Raw genomic sequence first — 17,222 nt, 5'->3', positions numbered from 1 at the left:
GCGCCGGCAACAAATTCAATCAAACGATTGACATTGTCCCAGGCGGGCGTAGCTTCCCCCCATGACGCAACAAGACGATGCCCTGCCGGATGCGGGGCAAGACGCCGGTCCGCATCAAACCAGGGGCCGGCGCACCCGTGAGCGGCTGCTGGAGGAAGGGCTGCGGCTCTTTGCCGAACGCGGGTTCGAGGGGGTGGGCATCCGCGAGGTGGCGGCGGCGGCAAAGACCAATATCGCCTCCATCGCCTTCCATTTTGCCGGCAAGGAAGGGCTCTACGCGGCGGTCATCGCACGCGTGGCCGGGGAACTGGCCGCGCTGCACCGCGCCGCCCTGGACGCGGCCGCCGCGCGCACGGACGCCGACGCCTCCCCTGCCGCGCGCGCCGGCGTCATGGTGGCGCAGCTCACCGAAGCGCTGCTCGCCTCCAACCGCTCGCAGTCGATGAGCCTGCTGTTGCAGCGGGAGTTCATCACGCCGACCGCGAGCTTCGACACCATCTACGACGTGGCGCTAAGGCCGACCCTGGAGGCGTTTTCCGCCCTCGTCGCCGCGGCCTGCGGCACGGCTCCGGCGACCATCGACTGCAAGGCGCTCGCCTTTTCGCTTTTCATCGTCGCCAGCGCCTTTGCGCGCAACAAAAACACGTTTCTCCATTTCCGCGAAGCCGCCGCCTATACGGCGCAGGACGCCGCCGCCATAGGCCGCGCCCTGGCCGCCTTCGTCTCGGGCGGGCTTACGCAACACCCCTAACGCCCCCTGCCACCGGTCGTCTCGCCATGCACCAGAAAGAGCGCCTCTTCACCCTCGATTTCGTCTTCGCCTGCCTGCTGATATTTCTAACCTATTGCAACATCACGGTCTTTTACAACCTCTACGTCTACCTGCAACAGATCGGCGTTCCTGCGGACTGGCGGGGATTCCTCATCGGCTCGTCGGCGCTGGCGACCATCGCCTTTTTCCTGTTCGCAAGCCCCTACCTGACCGTGAAAAACGCCGTGCCCTGCGCCAAGGTCGGCGCGCTGCTCCTGCTCGGCTGCGGCGCTGCCTACCTCTACGCGACAGGCGTTGCGGCGCTTTTTGCCGTGCGGCTGGTCAACGGCGTGGCCGTCTACCTCTTGTCCGCGGCCTGCATGACGCTCATGGTCTCGCGCATTCCCACGGAGCACAGCGGCCAGGCTTTCAGCCTCTATTCCATCGCCCAACTGCTGCCCTATTCCCTGGTGCCGGCCGTGTGCGACGCGGTTGTGCCGCATCTGCCCTCGACCGCCTACGGCTACCGGGACATGTCGCTTTTGCTGCTGCCGGGGCTTGCCATGATCTGGGTCATCGGCCGCCGGCAGAAGGCCGCGCCGGAAGCCGCCTGGGGCACGAAATCCCTGTCGCTCGGCGAGATGTACAAAAACGCCTGCAAGCCGGCCATCGCCCTGGTGCTCGGGCTCAACGCCATCTACATCGTGGCGTTTTCGTCGCTTTTTTTCATGGCCAAGGGCCTGTTCCAATCGCGGGGCTACCAGGACGTCGGCTTGTATTTCAGCATCCAGATGTGCTGCATGATCGTCATCCGCCTGGCCGGCAACAGGCATTTCGACAGGGTGCGCAAGGTCAGCCTCATCCGTTTCAGCTTTCTCGTGTCCGCCGCGAGCTTTTTTCTGGCCGCCCATTCCACAAGCCTGGCCGGCCTGTACGCCTCGTCGCTGGTCATGGGCATCGGCACGGGGGTCATTTCGCCGGCGCTCTACGGGCTCATGTTCAACATCTCGGAGCCGCGCTTCAAGACGGTCAATTCCAACCTGATGATGCTCTCGCTGCAAATCGGCAATTTCCTGGGCCCGGTGCTCGGCGCGGCGGCCATGCACGGCCTGGGCTACGCCGGCATGCTGGAAGCCGACGCCGTCTGGTGCCTCGGCGGCGTGGCGCTGTGTTATGTGCTCACAAGCAGGAAGGTCGATGCGGGGGGATTGGCGGCGGGGGCGTAAAATGATTGAAGTCGTATCGTCTATTGTTAACAACGCTTCCTTGGTCAAATAATATTTGTTTATGGAATTAAATATTCCGCAAGACCATACCATACATTACATAGCGTTATGGTACGCCCTTGCCAGCCTTGCTGTCGGCCTAGCGTTTGGCTATATGGGCTACAAATTATTCACCAATGATTCAAAGCCATTACTAACAACCAAAGAAGATAGCAATAACAACGCCGGAGATATCGTCGTGCGATATGAGAAAGCTGAGTTTGCCCTACGAAGAGGGGCTCCTGGGTCCTTCTTTTGCTTAGTGGCCGCCATCATTATCGCTGTAACACTCTATAAAGGAATTGATTTGACCTATGACATCACAATACATAACGACGGTACGCAAAACAAAATCAACCTTCCGAGCAATCCTCCCAAATAGATTTTTAAGATTCACTCTAGGTATTGTGCTTATTGTTTTACTGTTGCCGTTCACTTCCCAGGCCACAGAATCAGATGAAATATATCGTGCAGCAAAACAATCTTTTGAAAATGGTAATTGCGAAAATTCCACAAAACTATTCAATGAATATATTGATCTTGAAAAAGAGAAGCTTAAAAAAGATCCATCCTTTTACAAGCAAATAATACAAGCAATTAATGCATGCAAAAAAGAATATACTATAATCATTCATTCAAGGGCTAAAAAAGCAAAAAAGAAAAATCACTAATCCCCCAAACTGGAATAACGATAAAATGTCTTCCCAGGAAACTGCCGCTCCAGTTCCGCCGCGTTGCGGTCGGCGTGGCGCGGGCTTTCGGCGAAGAAGTCATTGAGGGCGATGGCGTCCAGGACCATCCTGTGGCGCTGGGCGAAATGGCCGTAGACGATGGCGTCGGAAAGGCAGCCGAGCCTGTTCGGCACGACCAGAATCACGTCGCAGCCAAGCGCCAGGGCGAAATGGTAGTTGTAGCGCCGCACGCCAAGGGGCACGGCGAGGCCCCCGGCGCTTTCGATCAACACCGCGTCGCGGTCCGCGCAAAGCGCCTCCATGCGCGCGACGCACTCCTCGAAAGGAAACGGATCAAAGACGAAGCACGGCGAGGCCGGCTCGCTCGCCGTATACAGCGTCACCGCATCCTCCGGGGCAAGGCCGGCCTCGCGCGCCACGAACGCCGCGTCGTCGTCCTCGGGATAGCCCGTGGCCACGGGCTTGATGTAGCGCACGGAGAGCCCCTCTTCCTTGAGCCGACGGGCGAACAGCGCCGAAAAATGCGACTTGCCGATGCCCGTGCCCGTGCCGGTAATGAAATAGCGCTTCATTTGAGCACCGCCTTGACCGCATCGAGGGCGATGTCGGCCAGTTTGTCGATTTCCGCTTCCGTAATCACGTACGGCGGCATGAAATAGACGATGTCGCCGAGGTTGCGCAGCCACGCCCCGCGCTTGATCGCTTCCTGGTATATCTGGAACCCAATGCGCTTGCGCCAGTCGAAGGGCTCCTTGCGCCCGGGATCGGCATAGAGTTCCACCGCCGTGATCCAGCCCGTGCTGCGGATATCCATGACGTGCCGGTAGCCGGCGAAGCGCTCGCGCACGGCCCGCTGCAAATGCGCGATCTTGGCCTTGTTGGCGTTTATGACGTCGTCGTCCTCGAAGATCCGCAGCGTGGCGCAGGCCGCGGCGCAGGCGAGCGGATTGCCGGTATAGCTGTGGGAATGGAGGAATGCCTTGTCATCCACGTAGTCGTGGTAAAATGCGTCAAACACCGCGTCGGTCGTCAGCACGCAGGAAAGGGGCAGCGTGCCGCCGGTGATGCCCTTCGACAGGCACATGAAATCCGGCGTGGCCCCGGCCTGTTCGCAGGCGAACATCGTGCCCGTGCGCCCGAATCCCACGGCGATCTCGTCGGCGATGAAATGGACGCCCGCGGCGGTCGTCGCCCTGCGCAGTTTGGCCAGATACGCCGGCGGGTACATGCGCATGTTGCCGGCGCACTGCACGAGCGGCTCGACGATGACCCCGGCGAGTGCGTCCTTGTGCGCCGCGATGGCCGCATCCATGGGGGCGAAGCACTCGGTGTCGCAGGTTTCGCGTGCTTTGCCGTGGGGACAAAACAGGCAGTCCGGGCCGGGCACCTCGATCTGCTCGATGAAAAGCGGTTTGAAGGGCGCGGCGTAGAGCCTGTCGCCGCACACGCCGAGCGCGCCGGCCGTTTCGCCGTGGTAGCCGTTGGAAAGGAACAGGAAGCGACATTTTTCGGGATGGCCGAGGTTGCGGAAAGAGGCGTGGCTCATCTTGAGCGCGGCCTCCACGGCACAGGAACCGTTGTCCGCAAGAAAGATGCGAGAGAGCCCCGGCATGGCGATCTTCAAGAGACGATCGGCCAATTCCTCGGCCGGGGCGTGGGTCACCCCGGCGAATATCACGTGTTCCAGCCGCGAAAGCTGTTCGGTCACGGCCGCGACGATTCGGGGATTGGCGTGGCCGAAAAGGTTGACCCACCAGGAGGATATGGCGTCGATGTAGGCGTTGCCCTCGCGGTCGAAGAGGTAAATCCCTTGACCGCGGTCCATAAAGACGGGAGGATACGACTCGTGATCCTTCATCTGGGTGCAGGGATGCCAGATCCGCATGGATTCTCTCCCGGAACCGTTAGCCATGAGTACATCCTTTTTCGGCAGATACATCGTGCCCGAGGCGGCCAGGCTTCGCAACTCGGACAGCTTCCGGACCATACCGCCCATTGACGAGGGCGCGGCCCGGGAATTGCTCTATTCGGGAACGCGGGTCCTGAACCTCGCCTCCAACAACTACCTGGGGCTGGCCGAGCACACGGACCTCGTCCTCGGCGCGGCCAAGGCCCTGGAGCGCTACGGCTGCTCCTCGAGCTCCTCGCGGCTGATCACCGGCAACTTCGCCCTGGCCGAAACGCTCGAGGCGGAGTTGGCGTCGTTCAAATACCAGGAGGCCGCGCTCGTCACGGGCAGCGGCTACGCCGCCAACCTCGCCGTTTTTTCCTCCCTGGCCGACCGGCACACCATGGTCTTTTCCGACCGCCTCAACCATGCCAGCATCATCGACGGCATCCGGCTCTCCGGAGCCCGGCTCGTGCGCTACCGGCATCTGGACATGGAGCATCTGGAGCGGCTGCTCGAGCGTGAGGCGCAGGCCGAGAAGAAGATCATCGTCACGGACACGGTCTTCAGCATGGACGGCGACGTGGCTCCCTTAGCGCGGATCGTCGAGCTTGGCAAAGCCCACGGGGCGCTGGTGGTCGTGGACGAGGCGCACGCCACGGGCGTCCTCGGCCGGGGACGGGGCCTTAGCGCCGCGCTCGGTCTTTACGAGGACGTGGACGTGCATGTGGGCACGCTCAGCAAGGCCCTGGGGTCCCAGGGCGGCTTCATCGCCGGCCGGGTGGAGACCATCGAACTGTTGCGCAACCGGGGCCGGTCGTTCATCTTTTCCACGGCCCTGCCGCCGGCGGTGCTTGGCGCGTCGCTGGCCGCGCTGCGCCACGTCAAGGCCAACCCCAGCGAAGGCGCGCGGCTCATGCGCCTGTCCAAGGAGATCCGGGACCACCTAAACGGCCTCGGCTTCGACACCATGGGCTCGACCACGCAAATCATACCCGTGGCCTGCGGCCGTAACCGGGTGGCGCTGCATGCCCAGGCGCTGCTCATGGCCGAGGGCCTGCTCGTCGCCGCCGTGCGGCCGCCGACCGTGCCCGAGGGCACGGCGCGGCTGCGGCTGTCGCTGCGCGCCGACCTCACGAACGAAGACATCAAGCGCATCCGCCTCGGCTTTTCCAGGCTCCGGGTTTCCTTTTTCCCATGACCGACGCGGTGTTCGTTTCCGGCTGGGCCGGTCCCGAAACGCTCTTTCCCGGGCTTTCGGCGCGCCTGGATTATGTCGCCCCGTTTGTGGACGGCGACGAGGCGGCCGTCATCGCGCGCGTGGCGGCAAGCCCGGCGCGGGTGCTCGCCGGCTGGTCCACGGGCGCGCACATGCTGCTTCGCCACGCCGCCACGCTTTTCCCGCACGCCGGCAAGGTGGTGCTCTTTGCGCCCTTCGCCCGCTTCGGCGACAGCTTTCCCGACCGGATCATCCAATCCATGCGCGCCGCCATGGACGAAGCCCCCGAGGCCACGGTGCGCGCGTTCTGGAAAAACTGCGGCGCGCCTGGCGAACCCGGCGCGCCTACCTGGAATCCGGCCTGGGCCGCGCCCCTTGCCGCCGGGCTCGACTACCTGCGCGCCTCCGCCGTCGCCGAAACCCCTGTGCCGGCGGCCAATGTCACGGTGGTCTGGGGAACGCGCGACCGCATCGTGCGCCGCGCGGCCCTGGACAGGGCGCTCGCGCTCTTGCCTGGAGCGACGCTTCGCGTCCACGACGGCGGGCATTGGCCTTCTCCCGACCTTCTTGCGGAGCACGTCATTTGAATCAGGCATCCATCCGCCGGCGTTTCGACCGGGCCGGGGCCACGTACGAACACGCGGCCCAGGTGCAAAAACGTGTCGCCGCGCGGCTGGCCGCGCTGTGTCCGTCCGAAATCCACGGCAACGTGCTGGAGATCGGGGCCGGCAGCGGCCTGCTCACGCGCGAAATCGCGCCGCGTTGCCAGGGCGGCGTCTATGTGGCGCTCGACCTCGCGCCCGGGATGCTCGCGCACGCGGCCATGCCCGGCGCGCGCAAGGTCGCGGCCGACGGCGAACGGCCGCCGTTTCACCCGGCCACGTTCGACTTTCTCTGCTCGGCCTCGGCCATGCACTGGTACGCCGATCCGGCCGCGTCCATCGCGGCGAACCTGCGGCTGTTGCGCCCGGGCGGCGGCTTCGCCATCGCGCTGTATGTGGAAGGAACGCTGTGGGAGCTTGCCGCAGCGTCGCAGGCCACGGGCTTCGGCTCGGTCTACCCCATGCGGCCGGCGGCGTTTTACCGGGAACTGTTCGCGAATCTGCCGGGCGTTGCGGCGACGGTCAGCGAGGAGACGCACATCGTCGCGCACGAGAGCGTCGGCGCGATGCTGCGCAGCCTGCAAGGCGCGGGAGTCACGCACACGCCCGGCAAGAAAGTGGCCAGCCCCGCGCGGTACCGGAACTTCGTACGGTATTATGAAGAGCGTTTTCGCGCCGGGAACGGCATGATCGAAACGACGTACGCCGTGGCATTACTATCGTCGGACGGATCGAAGCGCTCCGAGATGCCCCGGCAAGCGCGGCAGGAGCCACAATCGCCACAAGCAGCCCTTTGCCTGCCCAAGGGGAATAAATGACGACGCCTTTCTACGGCAAGACAACATATCAAGTTCAAACGACACGCCTGGCAATCCAGCCGCCGAACAAATACGTTTGATAAAACCGTAACGGAGTTGAGAACCCCGCGTCGCACAAGAGAGCCGTCAACTCGCTTTCCGGAACGAAATCCACATCCCTCTCGATATGCATGCGGTCCCGAATCAACTCTTCATCGGATACCCCATGCAATGCATAGGATCGTAACCACGCATCCAGTAACGCCATGAATTCCGGAGAAGCCTTGTCGCCGAAGAGATCGGCGAGAACAAGCACCCCACCAACTTTCAGGTTCTCCGATATGGATTTGAAATAGGCACGCTTGACATCTCTCTCCTTCAGAAAGTGGGAAACGAAGATGGATGAAGCCGCATCAAAAGCCGCCGCCGGTTTATAATCCTGCAAGCGGCCATTGAAATAGGCGACCCGCTCCGCCATGCCGGCGTCCGTTGCCCTCGCTTGGCATGCCCGGATCATATCAGACGAAACATCCACGGCGACAAAACGCCAAAAGGGAAAGCTCGCGCCGAGCGTGATGATTTCAGCCCCTGTCCCGGCTCCGGCAGAAAGCACGTCAGCCTTGGCCGGCAAGTCCTGCAACCAGGGAATGATCATTTGGTGCAAGGCGTCATAGCTTGGACAAAACAATCGAATCCTGCGGTCGTATTTTGCGGCAAGGCTTTCATCAAAATGTCTTGCCGCACTAAATGTTCCAGGCTTCTCTTTCATGCAGTGTCCTTACACGCCTTCCGCCAGGAGCTTTCCGAGCCAACCAAATGGCGCTCAACGCCTGGGCAGCATGCCCCGCTTGCCCAGCCGCCAGGCGTAATAGACCACCGCGCCGAAGATGGCGATGCCCACGGCCTGGGCGGTCAGCCCCGTCGGGGAGATCACCGAGGCCGGGTCGGTCCTCACCCAGACTACGGCCGTGGAAAAGAGGTTGCAGGCGAACGCCGCGGCCAACACGCTCACCGCTTGTTTGCGCAGCGAAAAAAGCAGCGTCACCCCCACGAGCGTGAGGCCCGCGTTGATGTAACCGATCACCCGGTCCATGACCGTGAACTTGGCCAGATACGCCTGCTGCTCCGGGGCCATCTCCACGCCGCCGGCCGTGACGAAAAAAAGGCCCACGATCACCTGCACGGAGCTGACGAGGTAGAACAGGAAGATAATCCATACCAGGATGGGGCGCTTGCGCGGCGCGGTCGTTTCCTCGGGCATATCCGCCCTCCTTGGCGCGACTTTACGAATCCCCCCGGCGGGCGTCAAACGCCGTGGCCGCCGCGTCTCGACAAAAACGGCGCTTCCCCTTACACATTCCCGTGTGTCGGGGGACACAAGGGAGGCGAGATGGCGAAGATTCTGGTGATCGACGACGACACCCACATCCGCGAGGTGTGCAGGCTGGTCATCGAAGGCATGGGGCACGAGGTCGAGACGCGCCCGAGCCTGACCAAGGGGCTCGAGGCCCTTGACAACGACGTCTACGACGTCGTCTACCTCGACGTGGACCTGCCCGACGGCAACGGCCTCCTCTCCATCCCCAAGATCATCGAGCGCGACAAGGCCCCGGAAGTCATCATCTTCACGGGAGCGAGCTACCCTAACGGCGCGGAACTGGCCATCAAAAACGGCGCCTGGGACTACATCGAAAAGCCGGCCACGGCCGAGACCATGACCCTGCCGCTCATTCGCGCCCTGCAATACCGCAAGGAAAAGTTCGCCAACCGTCCGCCGGCGGTCGCCTTAAAGCGCGAAGGCATCATCGGCAACAGCCAGCGCGTGGCCAGCTGCCTCGACCTCGTGGCGCAGGCCGCCAACGCCGACGCCAACACGCTCATCACCGGCGAGACCGGCACGGGCAAGGAACTCTTCGCCCGCGCCATCCACGACAACAGCGACCGGGCCGAAGGCCCCTTCGTCGTGGTGGACTGCTCGAGCCTCACGGAAACGCTCATCGAATCGGTGCTCTTCGGCCACGCCAAGGGGGCGTTCACGGGCGCGGAGAAGAAACAGGAAGGGCTCATCAAGCAGGCGGATAAGGGCACCCTCTTTCTCGACGAAGTGGGCGAGCTGCCCTTTTCCCAGCAAAAGGCCTTCCTGCGCGTGCTCCAGGAACGCCGCTTCCGCCCGGTCGGGGCCAAGGAGGAAGAAACGAGCGATTTTAGGCTCGTTGCCGCCACCAACAAGGACCTCGAAGCCCTGGTCGCGGTCGGCGATTTCCGCAACGACCTGCTTTTCCGCCTGCGCACCATGCACATCCACATCCCGCCGCTGCGCGAACGCGGCGAGGACATCCGCGAGCTGGCCATCCACTACATGAACGCCTACTGCAAGAAGTACAAGGTGCCGCTCAAGGGCTTCTCCCCGGAGTTCCTGGACAGCCTGCAGGAGTACGACTGGCCGGGCAACGTGCGCGAACTGGTCAACCTCATGGAAAACATCATCGTGCGCGCCCAGTTCGAGCCGACGCTGTATCCCAAGCACCTGCCGCCCGAAGTGCGCATCCGCATCATGAGCGGCAAGCGCCAGGAAAACGGCCACAGCCAGGACGTCGAGCCGGCGCAGGGCGCGGAGCAGGCCACCGCCGCCGCGGAAATGCCCCTCACCCCCTTCGACGCCTACAAGAAGGACACCGAATTCCGCTATTTCAAGGCCCTCATGCAGCAGACCGGCGGCGACATCCACAAGGCCTGCGAGCTGTCGGAACTGGGCAAGCAAAGCCTCTACCGCTACCTGCGCATCCACGGCATTCCGACGCGGGCGTGAGCCCCGCCGGGGCGGGATGCCCTATCCCGCAACCGCCCGAAAAAAGAGCACCAGCCCGCCAAGCAGCGCGGCGATGACCGCAACGCCCCAAACGGTCGTGCGGCGCCCGGCCGGCCCGGAGGTCGTGAGCCAGCGGCCGAAGCCGACGTTAAGAAGCGGCATCACGCCCCATTGCAGGATGCCGATGCTCATGGCGTTGCCAAGGAGCATCGAGACGGCGAGGCCAAGCGGCGAAAGAAACGGCCCCGGGAAAAGCGTCAGGCACATGACTGTGGGATAGAGCCCGAGCAGTACGACAAGCGCCATCTTCCAGCCCGGCGGCGCGGCATGGTCGGTCCCCTCGCGCAGGCAGGAAAACCACGGCCCGAATCCCCGGGAAAACGACGCCAGCTCGAAATCGCCGATGCGCTCCCGCAGCTTTTCCACCCACTGCGCCCGCACCGGCGAGGCGAGCCAGGCCTCGAGCTGGTCCGGCGTATCGAAATGGATCACCGTGATCCACAACTCCCCCGACCCGGCCGCCGGCGGAAAGACGTCCGTGCCGCGAAAGCCCGCAAACGTCTCGGCCGCGGCCGAGACGCCCCGCTGCCAGGCCAGAAACCACTCTTCGCGCTCCGGCGGCACCCGCTGGGACACCACGGCCGAAGCCCGTGCGATGCGCACTTCCATGGCCGCCTCCTTGCACTGCCCGCCGATGCCGGCGGGGACGCCCCGGCGGCATCGGCGTGGCCGCACAAGGCGTCCTCCGCCCCGCGCCTCAGACCTTCGCCTTCTTGTAGACGCGTTCGCCGGCGATCCAGGTCTCGTCCACGTTGCGGTCGTCGCCCACGGCCATGACGGCGAAAAGCAGCTGGGCCGCCTCGTCGATGGTGCGCGGCCCGGATTCGCCCGCGGCCAGGGACTGATGCCAGGCCATGGCCGCCTGGCCGGCGTTCCAGTCCAGCGCCACGAAATCGGCCTCCTTGCCCGGCTCGAAATTGCCGAGGAGATCGTCGAGGTACAGGGCGTGCGCGCCGCCGAGGGTCGCCATGTAGTAGGCGCGGTAAGGCGAGAGCTTGTTGCGGTCGGCCTCGGCCAGGTCCTGGGCGCGCGGATCGACGGAGCCGTCGAGCATGGTGTTGTTGCACATGCCGACCTTGTCGGCTTCCTCCATCACGCGCACGAGGGAGAAGGCGTTGCCGCCGCCCATGTCGCTGCCGAGCGTCAGACGCACCGGATGCTCGGGGTCCTTGGCCCGACCCAGGCGGAACAGGCCGCTGCCGAGAAACAGGTTGGACAGCGGACAGAAGGCCACGGCCGCGCCGGCCTTGGAAAACCGCCGCATCTCGTCATTGGAAAGCCAGATACCGTGCCCGGCCGTGAACTTGGGGCCGAGCAGACCGTGGCTTTCATGCACCTGCGTGTAGTCCGAGCAGTCCGGAAAATGCTCCTTGGCCGTGCGCACTTCCGAGGGGTTTTCCGAGATATGGGTGTTGACCCAGCAGTCGGGATGCTCCTCCTTGAGCTGGCGGCAGCGGTCCATCATCTCGCCGGTGCAACCCACGGCGAAGCGTGGCGTGATGGCGTAGAGGTTGCGGCCCTTGCGGTGGTAGCGTTCGATGAGCCGCTTGGACTCGCGGTAGAAGTCGTCCGGGGAAATGAGGAATTCCTTGGGCGCGAAGCGGTCCACGCCGGTTAAGCCCGAGATCACGCGCATGTTGCGCCGCGTCGCCTCCTCGAAAAACTCCTCGGTGGAAACGGGGCTGCTGGTGGTGAACGCCTGGCAGGTCGTGGTGCCGGCGGCAAGCAGGGCGTCGAAGAACTTCCCCGCCGCCTCGCGGGCGTAGCCGCGGTCGCTGTACTTGAGCTCCTCGGGAAAAATCCACTTCTGCAACCAGTCCAGCAACTGGTTGCCGTACGCGCCGAGCACGCGCACCTGGGGGAAGTGGATATGGCCGTCGATAAATCCCGGCACAATGAGCCGGTTTTCGAGATGCACGGTTTGAACGCCGGGATGGCGCGGCGCGACGATGTCATAGGGGCCGAAATCGACGATTCTCCCGCCCGCGACGACAAGGAGGCCGTCCGGAAGGAATCGGGCCGCCTCGCGCTCCTTGTCCGCGTATTTCCAGGGATCGTCTATGAGGTCGAAAAACATGCCGCGAATGGCGCGATCGGCATTGCGGGCTGTTTCCATGGTGTGTTCTCCTCTGGCAAAGCGTCTCATACGAGATGCGCCGGTACGCCGTCCTGGAGACATCCGGTCGGCGAGAGCCGGACCTTGCGCGTTACATAAGGCCGCCACAACGCCGTGACCAGGGATAAACCCTACTTTTTTAGTCCAAAATAAAGAAAGAGTCCGGCGGCTGCGCCGGACACGAAACATTCAGCAGAATTCGCGGGGATTGAGCCCGAACAGGCAGAACACCTCGTAGGGGATGGTCTCCCACCACAGAGCGAGGTCGGCGGCGGTCACCGCACCGGGGCCGTCGCCGCCGAGCAGGTGGATCACGTCGCCGGGCGCGGGTTCGAGTCCCGAAACGTCCACGGCGGTCAACTGCATGCACACCCGGCCGAGGATCGGCACGCGCCGGCCCGAAAGGCACATGAAGCCCTTGTTGGACAGCCCCCGGCTGTAGGCGTCGGCATAGCCCGCCGCCACGATGGCCACGCGCATGTCGCGCTCGGCGATGAACGTCCGGCCGTAGCTGATGGAGGCCCCGCGCGGCAGGTCGTGGACCGAGACGATGCGAGTCGTGGTTTCCATCGCCGGCAGCAGGCCAACGCCCAGCTGTTCGCGGTCCGTGCCCTGGAAGGGGTTGACGCCGTAGAGCGCGATGCCGGCACGGCGGGCGTCGAAGCCGAACTCCCCGGCATGGGCCAGGATGCCGGCGCTGTTGCAAAGCGAGGCCTCGAAGGTGAGCCCGCCGTGGCGCAGCGCCTGGCAGATGCGCGCGAAGCGGCCGCCTTGCGCGCTCACGTAGTCGAAGGCCGTGGGGTCGTCGGCCGTGGCCAGGTGCGAGCTGACCATGACCGGTTCGATGGCGGGCCGTTCGCCGAGGTGCGCCAGCAGATGCGGCACGTCCTTTTCGGTGAACCCCAGCCGCGCCATGCCCGTGTCGAACTTGAGCGCCACCCTGGCCTTCCTGCCGGCCTTGGCCGCCGCCCTGGCCAGGCGGTCGAGCTGGTCGAAATCGTGAATGAACGGCACCACGTCCTTTTCAAGCGCCAGGACGTCGTCCTCGGGCAGGACCGGGCCGAGCAGGGAAACGATCGCCCCGCGCGAGCCGGCGTCGCGAAGCGCCGCGCCCTCGGCCACGGAGCCGATGGCGAAGGCGTCGCAGCCGGCCGCCTCCAGGGCCGCGGCCGTTTCGACCAGGCCGTGCCCGTAGGCGTCGGCCTTGACCACGGCCAGGACGTGGCCGCCGAAACCGCGCAGCAGTTCGTAGTTGGCGACGATATGGGACAGGCGCACCCGGGTGCGCAGGTAGTTGTGGGCAATGGGCATGACGGGCCTCCTTGGATTGTGCCGCTGGGAATCCCTACGCCTCCCGGGTCCGCTTTTCCAGCCGCTTGGGCCTGCTGGCGTCCGTTTTGGAGTTGGCGTATGCTCGGGAATATGACTCGCGCCATCAAGCATCGCACCATCCGTGTCCTGCCGCCGGAACTGCAAAACCAGATCGCCGCCGGCGAAGTGGTCGAACGGCCGGCGAGCGTGCTCAAGGAACTCGTGGAAAACAGCCTCGACGCCGGGTCCACGCGGGTCGAGGTCTCCATCGAAGGCGGCGGCCGGACGCTGCTCACCGTCGCCGACGACGGCTGGGGCATGACGCCCGAGGAGCTGCCGCTGGCCGTCACGCGCCACGCCACGAGCAAGATCGCCTCCATGGACGAACTGTCGGGCATCGAGAGCTTCGGTTTTCGCGGCGAGGCCCTGCCGAGCATCGCCTCGGTATCGACCTGCGTCATCACCTCGCGCCACGAGGCCTTTGACGAGGGCGCGTTCTTGCGCGTGGAAAACGGCCGCATCGCCGAGCGCGGCCCGGCGGCCATGCCGCGCGGCACGCGCATCGAGGTGCGCGACCTTTTCGCCGCGGTGCCGGCGCGGCTCAAATTCCTCAAATCCGAGGCCGTGGAGACCAAGCGGGCCACGGAGCTTTTCTGCCGCGCGGCGCTTGCGCGCCTGGACGTGGCGCTCAAGCTGTCCGTGGGCGGGCGCACGACGCTGCGCTTCCCGGCGGGCCAGAACCTGACCGCGCGGCTCGGCGGCATGTGGCCGCCGGCCGTGACCGACGACCTGTTCGAGATGGAATACGCGCTCGGCCCCATCCGCATCCACGGTGTCCTCGGCAAGCCGCTCAAGGCCCAGGCGCGGGCCGACCGCATGCTTTTCTACGTCAACGGTCGCGCCGTGCTCGACCGGGTGCTGCTGTCCGCCGTGCGCGAGGCCTACAAGGGCCGGCTGCTCGCGCGGGAATACCCGCAATGCGTCATCTTCCTGGAGATTCCCGCCGAGGACGTGGACGTCAACGTGCACCCGGCCAAGACCGAGGTGCGCTTTCGCGACGAGCAGGCCGTATTCGTCAACCTGCGCCGCGCCGTGGGCCAGGCCCTGGACAAGGCGCTCGTACTGCGCACCGTGCCCGCACCCGAACCGTGGGTGAAAACGGACGGCGAGCCGCCGAAATTCCCCGCCCGCCGCGATTTCCTGGACGAACTCGTGCGCGTCGACGCGCCGACGCCGACGCAGACCGTGCCCATGGGCGAGGCCGTGCGCGAAGCCCCGCCGGCGTATACGCTGCGCCCGCAAGCGCCGGCCCCGACGCCGGCCCGCGCCGCGGCCGACAACCGCCGCCAGGGCCAGCCCGCGCCGGTGCGCCATTTCGCCCCCCCGGCCGTGGAGCGCCACGCGCGCGCCGAAACGCCCGAAGCGGAGGAAGCGCCCGAACCCGCCTTCGCCCGCGCGCCCGAGCCCCTGCGCGCCCGCGCACCCGAGGAGATCGAACCCGTCCTGCCGCCGGGACTGCGCTACCTCGGCCAGTTCGCCGACACCTACCTGCTCGTGGATCTCGGCCGCGAACTCGTGCTCGTGGACCAGCACGCCGCCCACGAACGCGTCATCTACGCGGCCATGGAGGCCTCGGGCTCGCGCGGCGACAGCCGGCCGGTGGGCATTCCGGTCGAGACGTCGCTGCATCCGAGCGAGCAGGCCAGGCTGCGCGAGCTGCACAACGAACTGCGCGCCGTCGGCTTCGTTCTGGAAACGCCCCGCCCGGGCGTCGTCGCCATCACCGGCGCGCCCCCCGGGCTCACCCTCGGCCAGGCGCGGGAATACCTCTCCGCCGCCCTGTCCGGGCAATCGAAGTCCTTGCAGGACCTCTGGATCCTCATGAGCTGCAAGACCGCGGTCAAGGCGGGAACGCGCTTGGCCGACGACGAGGCCGTGGCGCTTCTCGCCCAGTGGGCGAGGGCCCCGGAACGCGACTACTGCCCGCACGGCCGGCCGGTGACGGTGCGCTTTTCGATTCGCGAAATGGAAAAGATGTTCAAACGCAAGAAGTAGGCGTTTCGCGCCGTACGCGCCCGCCTTGCCAAACACGCCAAAAATGTTCACAACCGGTGCCTGCTTCATCGCGGCGCTTCCGTAGATTGCCGCCAAAGCAATTTCCACGGGCCTCCCATTTTCACCCTTCGCGGGGGTCCGGGGGGAATCATTCCCCCCGGTGGGGTGGTCCGGGAGGGGCAACGCCCCTCCCGGCCGCCGGAGGCAGGTGCAAGGAGTAACACCGTATGCTTGCCATATTGGATTACAAGGCCGGCAATCAGACGAGCGTGCGCCGGGCGCTGGACCATCTCGGCATCCCCTGCCGCATCACCGCCGATCCGGCCGTGCTCGCCGACGCGGCGGGCATCGTCTTTCCCGGCGTCGGCGCGGCCGGCCAGGCCATGCACGAACTGACGTCCACGGGCCTGGACGCCCTGCTCACCGCGCAGGTGGCCGCCGGCAAGCCGCTGCTCGGCATCTGCGTGGGCTGCCAGATCCTGCTCGAATACAGCGCGGAAAACGACACCACCGCCCTCGGCGTCATTCCCGGGCAGTGCGCCATGTTCTCGCCGGCGCTCACCGACGAGGACGGCGAACCCATCCGCATCCCGCACATGGGCTGGAACCGTGTGACGCTGGCGCGGCCGTGCGAGCTCCTCGACGGCATCGACAAGAAATCGGAATTCTATTTCGTGCACAGCTACTACCCGGTGCCCGCCGCCGAATACGTCATCGGCGTCACGGACTACGGGCTGCCCTTCTGCTCGATCCACGGCCGCAAGGGGCTTTGGGCGGTGCAGTTCCATCCGGAAAAAAGCGGCCGTCCCGGGCTATCGCTCCTGGCCAATTTCGCCGCCTACTGCAAGGAGGCACGGTAACCATGCTCTCCAAACGCGTCATTCCCTGCCTCGACGTGCGCGACGGCAAGCTCACCAAGGGCATCAAGTTCAAGGGCAATGTGGACATCGGCGACCCGGTGGAAACCGCCCGCCTCTACTACGAGGCCGGGGCCGACGAACTCGTCTTCTACGACATCACGGCCTCGAGCGAAGGCCGGGGCATCATGCTCGACGTGGTGGACAAGGTGGCGAGCCAGATTTTCATCCCCTTCTCCGTGGGCGGCGGCATTTCCACGGTGGAGGACATGCGCGCGGTGCTCCTGGCCGGCGCGGAAAAGATCTCGGTCAACTCCGCGGCCGTGAAAAATCCGGACATCATCAGCCAGGGCGCGGCCGCGTTCGGCTCCCAGTGCGTGGTGGTCGGCATGGACGTCAAACAGGTGCCGGTCAGCGAAAAGATTCCCTCCGGCTACGAGATCGTCATCCACGGCGGGCGCAAGCCCATGGGCCTCGACGCCGTGGAATGGGCCAGGACCGTGGAGGCGCTGGGGGCCGGCGAGATCTGCTGCAACTCCATCGACGCCGACGGGGCCAAGACCGGCTACGAGCTGACGCTGACGCGTCTTATCAGCGAAGCCGTGACCATCCCGGTCATCGCTTCCGGCGGCGCGGGCAACCCCGACCACATGGCCGACGCCGTGACCGTGGGCAAGGCCTCGGCGGCGCTGATCGCCTCCATCGTCCACTACGGCGAATACTCCATCGAAGACTGCAAAAACCGCATGGCCTCACGCGGCGTGAAGGTGCGGCAAGTGTGGTGAGGGTAGAGAAGAGAT

17 protein-coding genes are annotated in these 17,222 nt (G+C 65.0%); 10 read left to right on the top strand and 7 right to left on the bottom strand.

What is annotated here, in order from left to right:
- Window positions 1-61: 61 nt before the first annotated feature.
- From Q368_RS23970 to Q368_RS25820, 3 genes are all read left to right on the top strand, one after another.
- The gene (locus Q368_RS23970; RefSeq protein WP_052360187.1) at window positions 62-751 is read left to right on the top strand and encodes a CerR family C-terminal domain-containing protein; all 690 of its coding nucleotides are present in this window, start codon (window positions 62-64) and stop codon (window positions 749-751) included.
- Between the two features lie 26 nt (window positions 752-777).
- Complete coding sequence (locus Q368_RS0115055; protein ID WP_029459883.1) at window positions 778-1,977, top strand: MFS transporter; 1,200 nt, start codon at window positions 778-780, stop codon at window positions 1,975-1,977.
- A 353-nt stretch (window positions 1,978-2,330) separates the two neighbouring features.
- Window positions 2,331-2,687 carry a hypothetical protein gene (locus tag Q368_RS25820; RefSeq protein ID WP_156955754.1) on the top strand — a complete coding sequence of 119 codons (357 nt, stop codon included), beginning with the start codon at window positions 2,331-2,333 and terminating at the stop codon, window positions 2,685-2,687.
- Here the strand turns inward: Q368_RS25820 and bioD are convergent.
- Both bioD and bioA read right to left on the bottom strand, forming a co-directional pair.
- Window positions 2,684-3,280, bottom strand: a complete 597-nt coding sequence (gene bioD, locus Q368_RS0115050) for an ATP-dependent dethiobiotin synthetase BioD (RefSeq protein WP_029459882.1) — start codon at window positions 3,278-3,280, stop codon at window positions 2,684-2,686. The two genes, Q368_RS25820 and bioD, sit on opposite strands and share 4 nt — an antisense overlap.
- Entirely contained in the window at window positions 3,277-4,620 is a 1,344-nt protein-coding gene (gene bioA, locus Q368_RS0115045; protein ID WP_245611363.1) for an adenosylmethionine--8-amino-7-oxononanoate transaminase, read from the bottom strand. The genes bioD and bioA overlap by 4 nt, the downstream gene beginning before the upstream one ends.
- Here bioA and bioF point away from each other — a divergent pair.
- Genes bioF through Q368_RS0115030 form a run of 3 tightly spaced genes read left to right on the top strand, consistent with a single transcriptional unit; the run spans window position 4,619 to window position 7,235 of the window.
- Window positions 4,619-5,797, top strand: coding sequence for an 8-amino-7-oxononanoate synthase (gene bioF, locus Q368_RS0115040; protein WP_029459880.1), 1,179 nt, complete (start codon window positions 4,619-4,621; stop codon window positions 5,795-5,797). The two genes, bioA and bioF, sit on opposite strands and share 2 nt — an antisense overlap.
- Complete coding sequence (locus Q368_RS0115035; protein ID WP_029459879.1) at window positions 5,794-6,402, top strand: alpha/beta fold hydrolase; 609 nt, start codon at window positions 5,794-5,796, stop codon at window positions 6,400-6,402. The genes bioF and Q368_RS0115035 overlap by 4 nt, the downstream gene beginning before the upstream one ends.
- The gene (locus tag Q368_RS0115030; RefSeq protein WP_084158825.1) at window positions 6,399-7,235 is read left to right on the top strand and encodes a methyltransferase domain-containing protein; all 837 of its coding nucleotides are present in this window, start codon (window positions 6,399-6,401) and stop codon (window positions 7,233-7,235) included. The genes Q368_RS0115035 and Q368_RS0115030 overlap by 4 nt, the downstream gene beginning before the upstream one ends.
- A gap of 34 nt (window positions 7,236-7,269) precedes the next feature.
- Here Q368_RS0115030 and Q368_RS0115025 read toward each other — a convergent pair whose 3' ends face one another.
- Both Q368_RS0115025 and Q368_RS0115020 read right to left on the bottom strand, forming a co-directional pair.
- The gene (locus Q368_RS0115025; RefSeq protein ID WP_029459877.1) at window positions 7,270-7,983 is read right to left on the bottom strand and encodes a class I SAM-dependent methyltransferase; all 714 of its coding nucleotides are present in this window, start codon (window positions 7,981-7,983) and stop codon (window positions 7,270-7,272) included.
- Window positions 7,984-8,037: 54 nt separating this feature from the next.
- Window positions 8,038-8,475 carry a hypothetical protein gene (locus tag Q368_RS0115020; RefSeq protein WP_029459876.1) on the bottom strand — a complete coding sequence of 146 codons (438 nt, stop codon included), beginning with the start codon at window positions 8,473-8,475 and terminating at the stop codon, window positions 8,038-8,040.
- A gap of 129 nt (window positions 8,476-8,604) precedes the next feature.
- Between Q368_RS0115020 and Q368_RS0115015 the strand changes: the two genes are divergently transcribed.
- The gene (locus Q368_RS0115015; protein WP_029459875.1) at window positions 8,605-10,023 is read left to right on the top strand and encodes a sigma-54-dependent transcriptional regulator; all 1,419 of its coding nucleotides are present in this window, start codon (window positions 8,605-8,607) and stop codon (window positions 10,021-10,023) included.
- 21 nt (window positions 10,024-10,044) lie between these two features.
- On the opposite strand, the gene Q368_RS0115010 is transcribed toward Q368_RS0115015, so the two are convergent.
- The 3 genes from Q368_RS0115010 to alr form a co-directional block, all read right to left on the bottom strand.
- On the bottom strand, window positions 10,045-10,692 hold the full coding sequence (locus tag Q368_RS0115010) for a putative antibiotic biosynthesis monooxygenase (RefSeq protein ID WP_029459874.1): 648 nt from the start codon (window positions 10,690-10,692) through the stop codon (window positions 10,045-10,047).
- A gap of 88 nt (window positions 10,693-10,780) precedes the next feature.
- A complete protein-coding gene (gene guaD, locus Q368_RS0115005) occupies window positions 10,781-12,199 on the bottom strand; it encodes a guanine deaminase (protein WP_029459873.1) in 1,419 nt (472 codons plus the stop codon).
- A 189-nt stretch (window positions 12,200-12,388) separates the two neighbouring features.
- A complete protein-coding gene (gene alr / locus Q368_RS0115000) occupies window positions 12,389-13,510 on the bottom strand; it encodes an alanine racemase (RefSeq protein WP_029459872.1) in 1,122 nt (373 codons plus the stop codon).
- A gap of 111 nt (window positions 13,511-13,621) precedes the next feature.
- On the opposite strand from alr, the gene mutL reads away from it, so the two are divergent.
- The 3 genes from mutL (at window position 13,622) to hisF (ending at window position 17,207) form a co-directional block, all read left to right on the top strand.
- Window positions 13,622-15,565, top strand: coding sequence for a DNA mismatch repair endonuclease MutL (gene mutL / locus Q368_RS0114995; protein ID WP_029459871.1), 1,944 nt, complete (start codon window positions 13,622-13,624; stop codon window positions 15,563-15,565).
- Window positions 15,566-15,792: 227 nt separating this feature from the next.
- A complete protein-coding gene (gene hisH / locus Q368_RS0114990) occupies window positions 15,793-16,425 on the top strand; it encodes an imidazole glycerol phosphate synthase subunit HisH (RefSeq protein ID WP_029459870.1) in 633 nt (210 codons plus the stop codon).
- A gap of 2 nt (window positions 16,426-16,427) precedes the next feature.
- Window positions 16,428-17,207: an imidazole glycerol phosphate synthase subunit HisF gene (gene hisF / locus Q368_RS0114985; protein ID WP_029459869.1), complete on the top strand. Its 780-nt coding sequence runs from the start codon at window positions 16,428-16,430 to the stop codon at window positions 17,205-17,207.
- The last annotated feature ends 15 nt before the right edge of the window (window positions 17,208-17,222 follow it).

Origin of the sequence: Solidesulfovibrio alcoholivorans DSM 5433, from assembly GCF_000702665.1 — a bacterium.
In the GTDB taxonomy this organism is placed as follows: Bacteria; Desulfobacterota; Desulfovibrionia; order Desulfovibrionales; family Desulfovibrionaceae; genus Solidesulfovibrio; species Solidesulfovibrio alcoholivorans.
This window is presented reverse-complemented; position numbering and strand designations above follow the sequence as displayed.

Excerpts from the sequence above, each read along its gene's own strand:
- bioA (WP_245611363.1), bottom strand. The coding sequence starts at position 4,620 with ATGGCTAACGGTTCCGGGAGAGAATCCATGCGGATCTGGCATCCCTGC.
- bioF (WP_029459880.1), top strand. The coding sequence starts at position 4,619 with ATGAGTACATCCTTTTTCGGCAGATACATCGTGCCCGAGGCGGCCAGG.
- Q368_RS0115010 (WP_029459874.1), bottom strand. The coding sequence starts at position 10,692 with ATGGAAGTGCGCATCGCACGGGCTTCGGCCGTGGTGTCCCAGCGGGTG.
- Q368_RS0115025 (WP_029459877.1), bottom strand. The coding sequence starts at position 7,983 with ATGAAAGAGAAGCCTGGAACATTTAGTGCGGCAAGACATTTTGATGAA.
- Q368_RS0115035 (WP_029459879.1), top strand. The coding sequence starts at position 5,794 with ATGACCGACGCGGTGTTCGTTTCCGGCTGGGCCGGTCCCGAAACGCTC.
- Q368_RS0115020 (WP_029459876.1), bottom strand. The coding sequence starts at position 8,475 with ATGCCCGAGGAAACGACCGCGCCGCGCAAGCGCCCCATCCTGGTATGG.
- Q368_RS23970 (WP_052360187.1), top strand. The coding sequence starts at position 62 with ATGACGCAACAAGACGATGCCCTGCCGGATGCGGGGCAAGACGCCGGT.
- mutL (WP_029459871.1), top strand. The coding sequence starts at position 13,622 with ATGACTCGCGCCATCAAGCATCGCACCATCCGTGTCCTGCCGCCGGAA.
- hisF (WP_029459869.1), top strand. The coding sequence starts at position 16,428 with ATGCTCTCCAAACGCGTCATTCCCTGCCTCGACGTGCGCGACGGCAAG.
- guaD (WP_029459873.1), bottom strand. The coding sequence starts at position 12,199 with ATGGAAACAGCCCGCAATGCCGATCGCGCCATTCGCGGCATGTTTTTC.
- bioD (WP_029459882.1), bottom strand. The coding sequence starts at position 3,280 with ATGAAGCGCTATTTCATTACCGGCACGGGCACGGGCATCGGCAAGTCG.
- alr (WP_029459872.1), bottom strand. The coding sequence starts at position 13,510 with ATGCCCATTGCCCACAACTACCTGCGCACCCGGGTGCGCCTGTCCCAT.
- Q368_RS25820 (WP_156955754.1), top strand. The coding sequence starts at position 2,331 with ATGACATCACAATACATAACGACGGTACGCAAAACAAAATCAACCTTC.
- Q368_RS0115055 (WP_029459883.1), top strand. The coding sequence starts at position 778 with ATGCACCAGAAAGAGCGCCTCTTCACCCTCGATTTCGTCTTCGCCTGC.
- Q368_RS0115015 (WP_029459875.1), top strand. The coding sequence starts at position 8,605 with ATGGCGAAGATTCTGGTGATCGACGACGACACCCACATCCGCGAGGTG.
- hisH (WP_029459870.1), top strand. The coding sequence starts at position 15,793 with ATGCTTGCCATATTGGATTACAAGGCCGGCAATCAGACGAGCGTGCGC.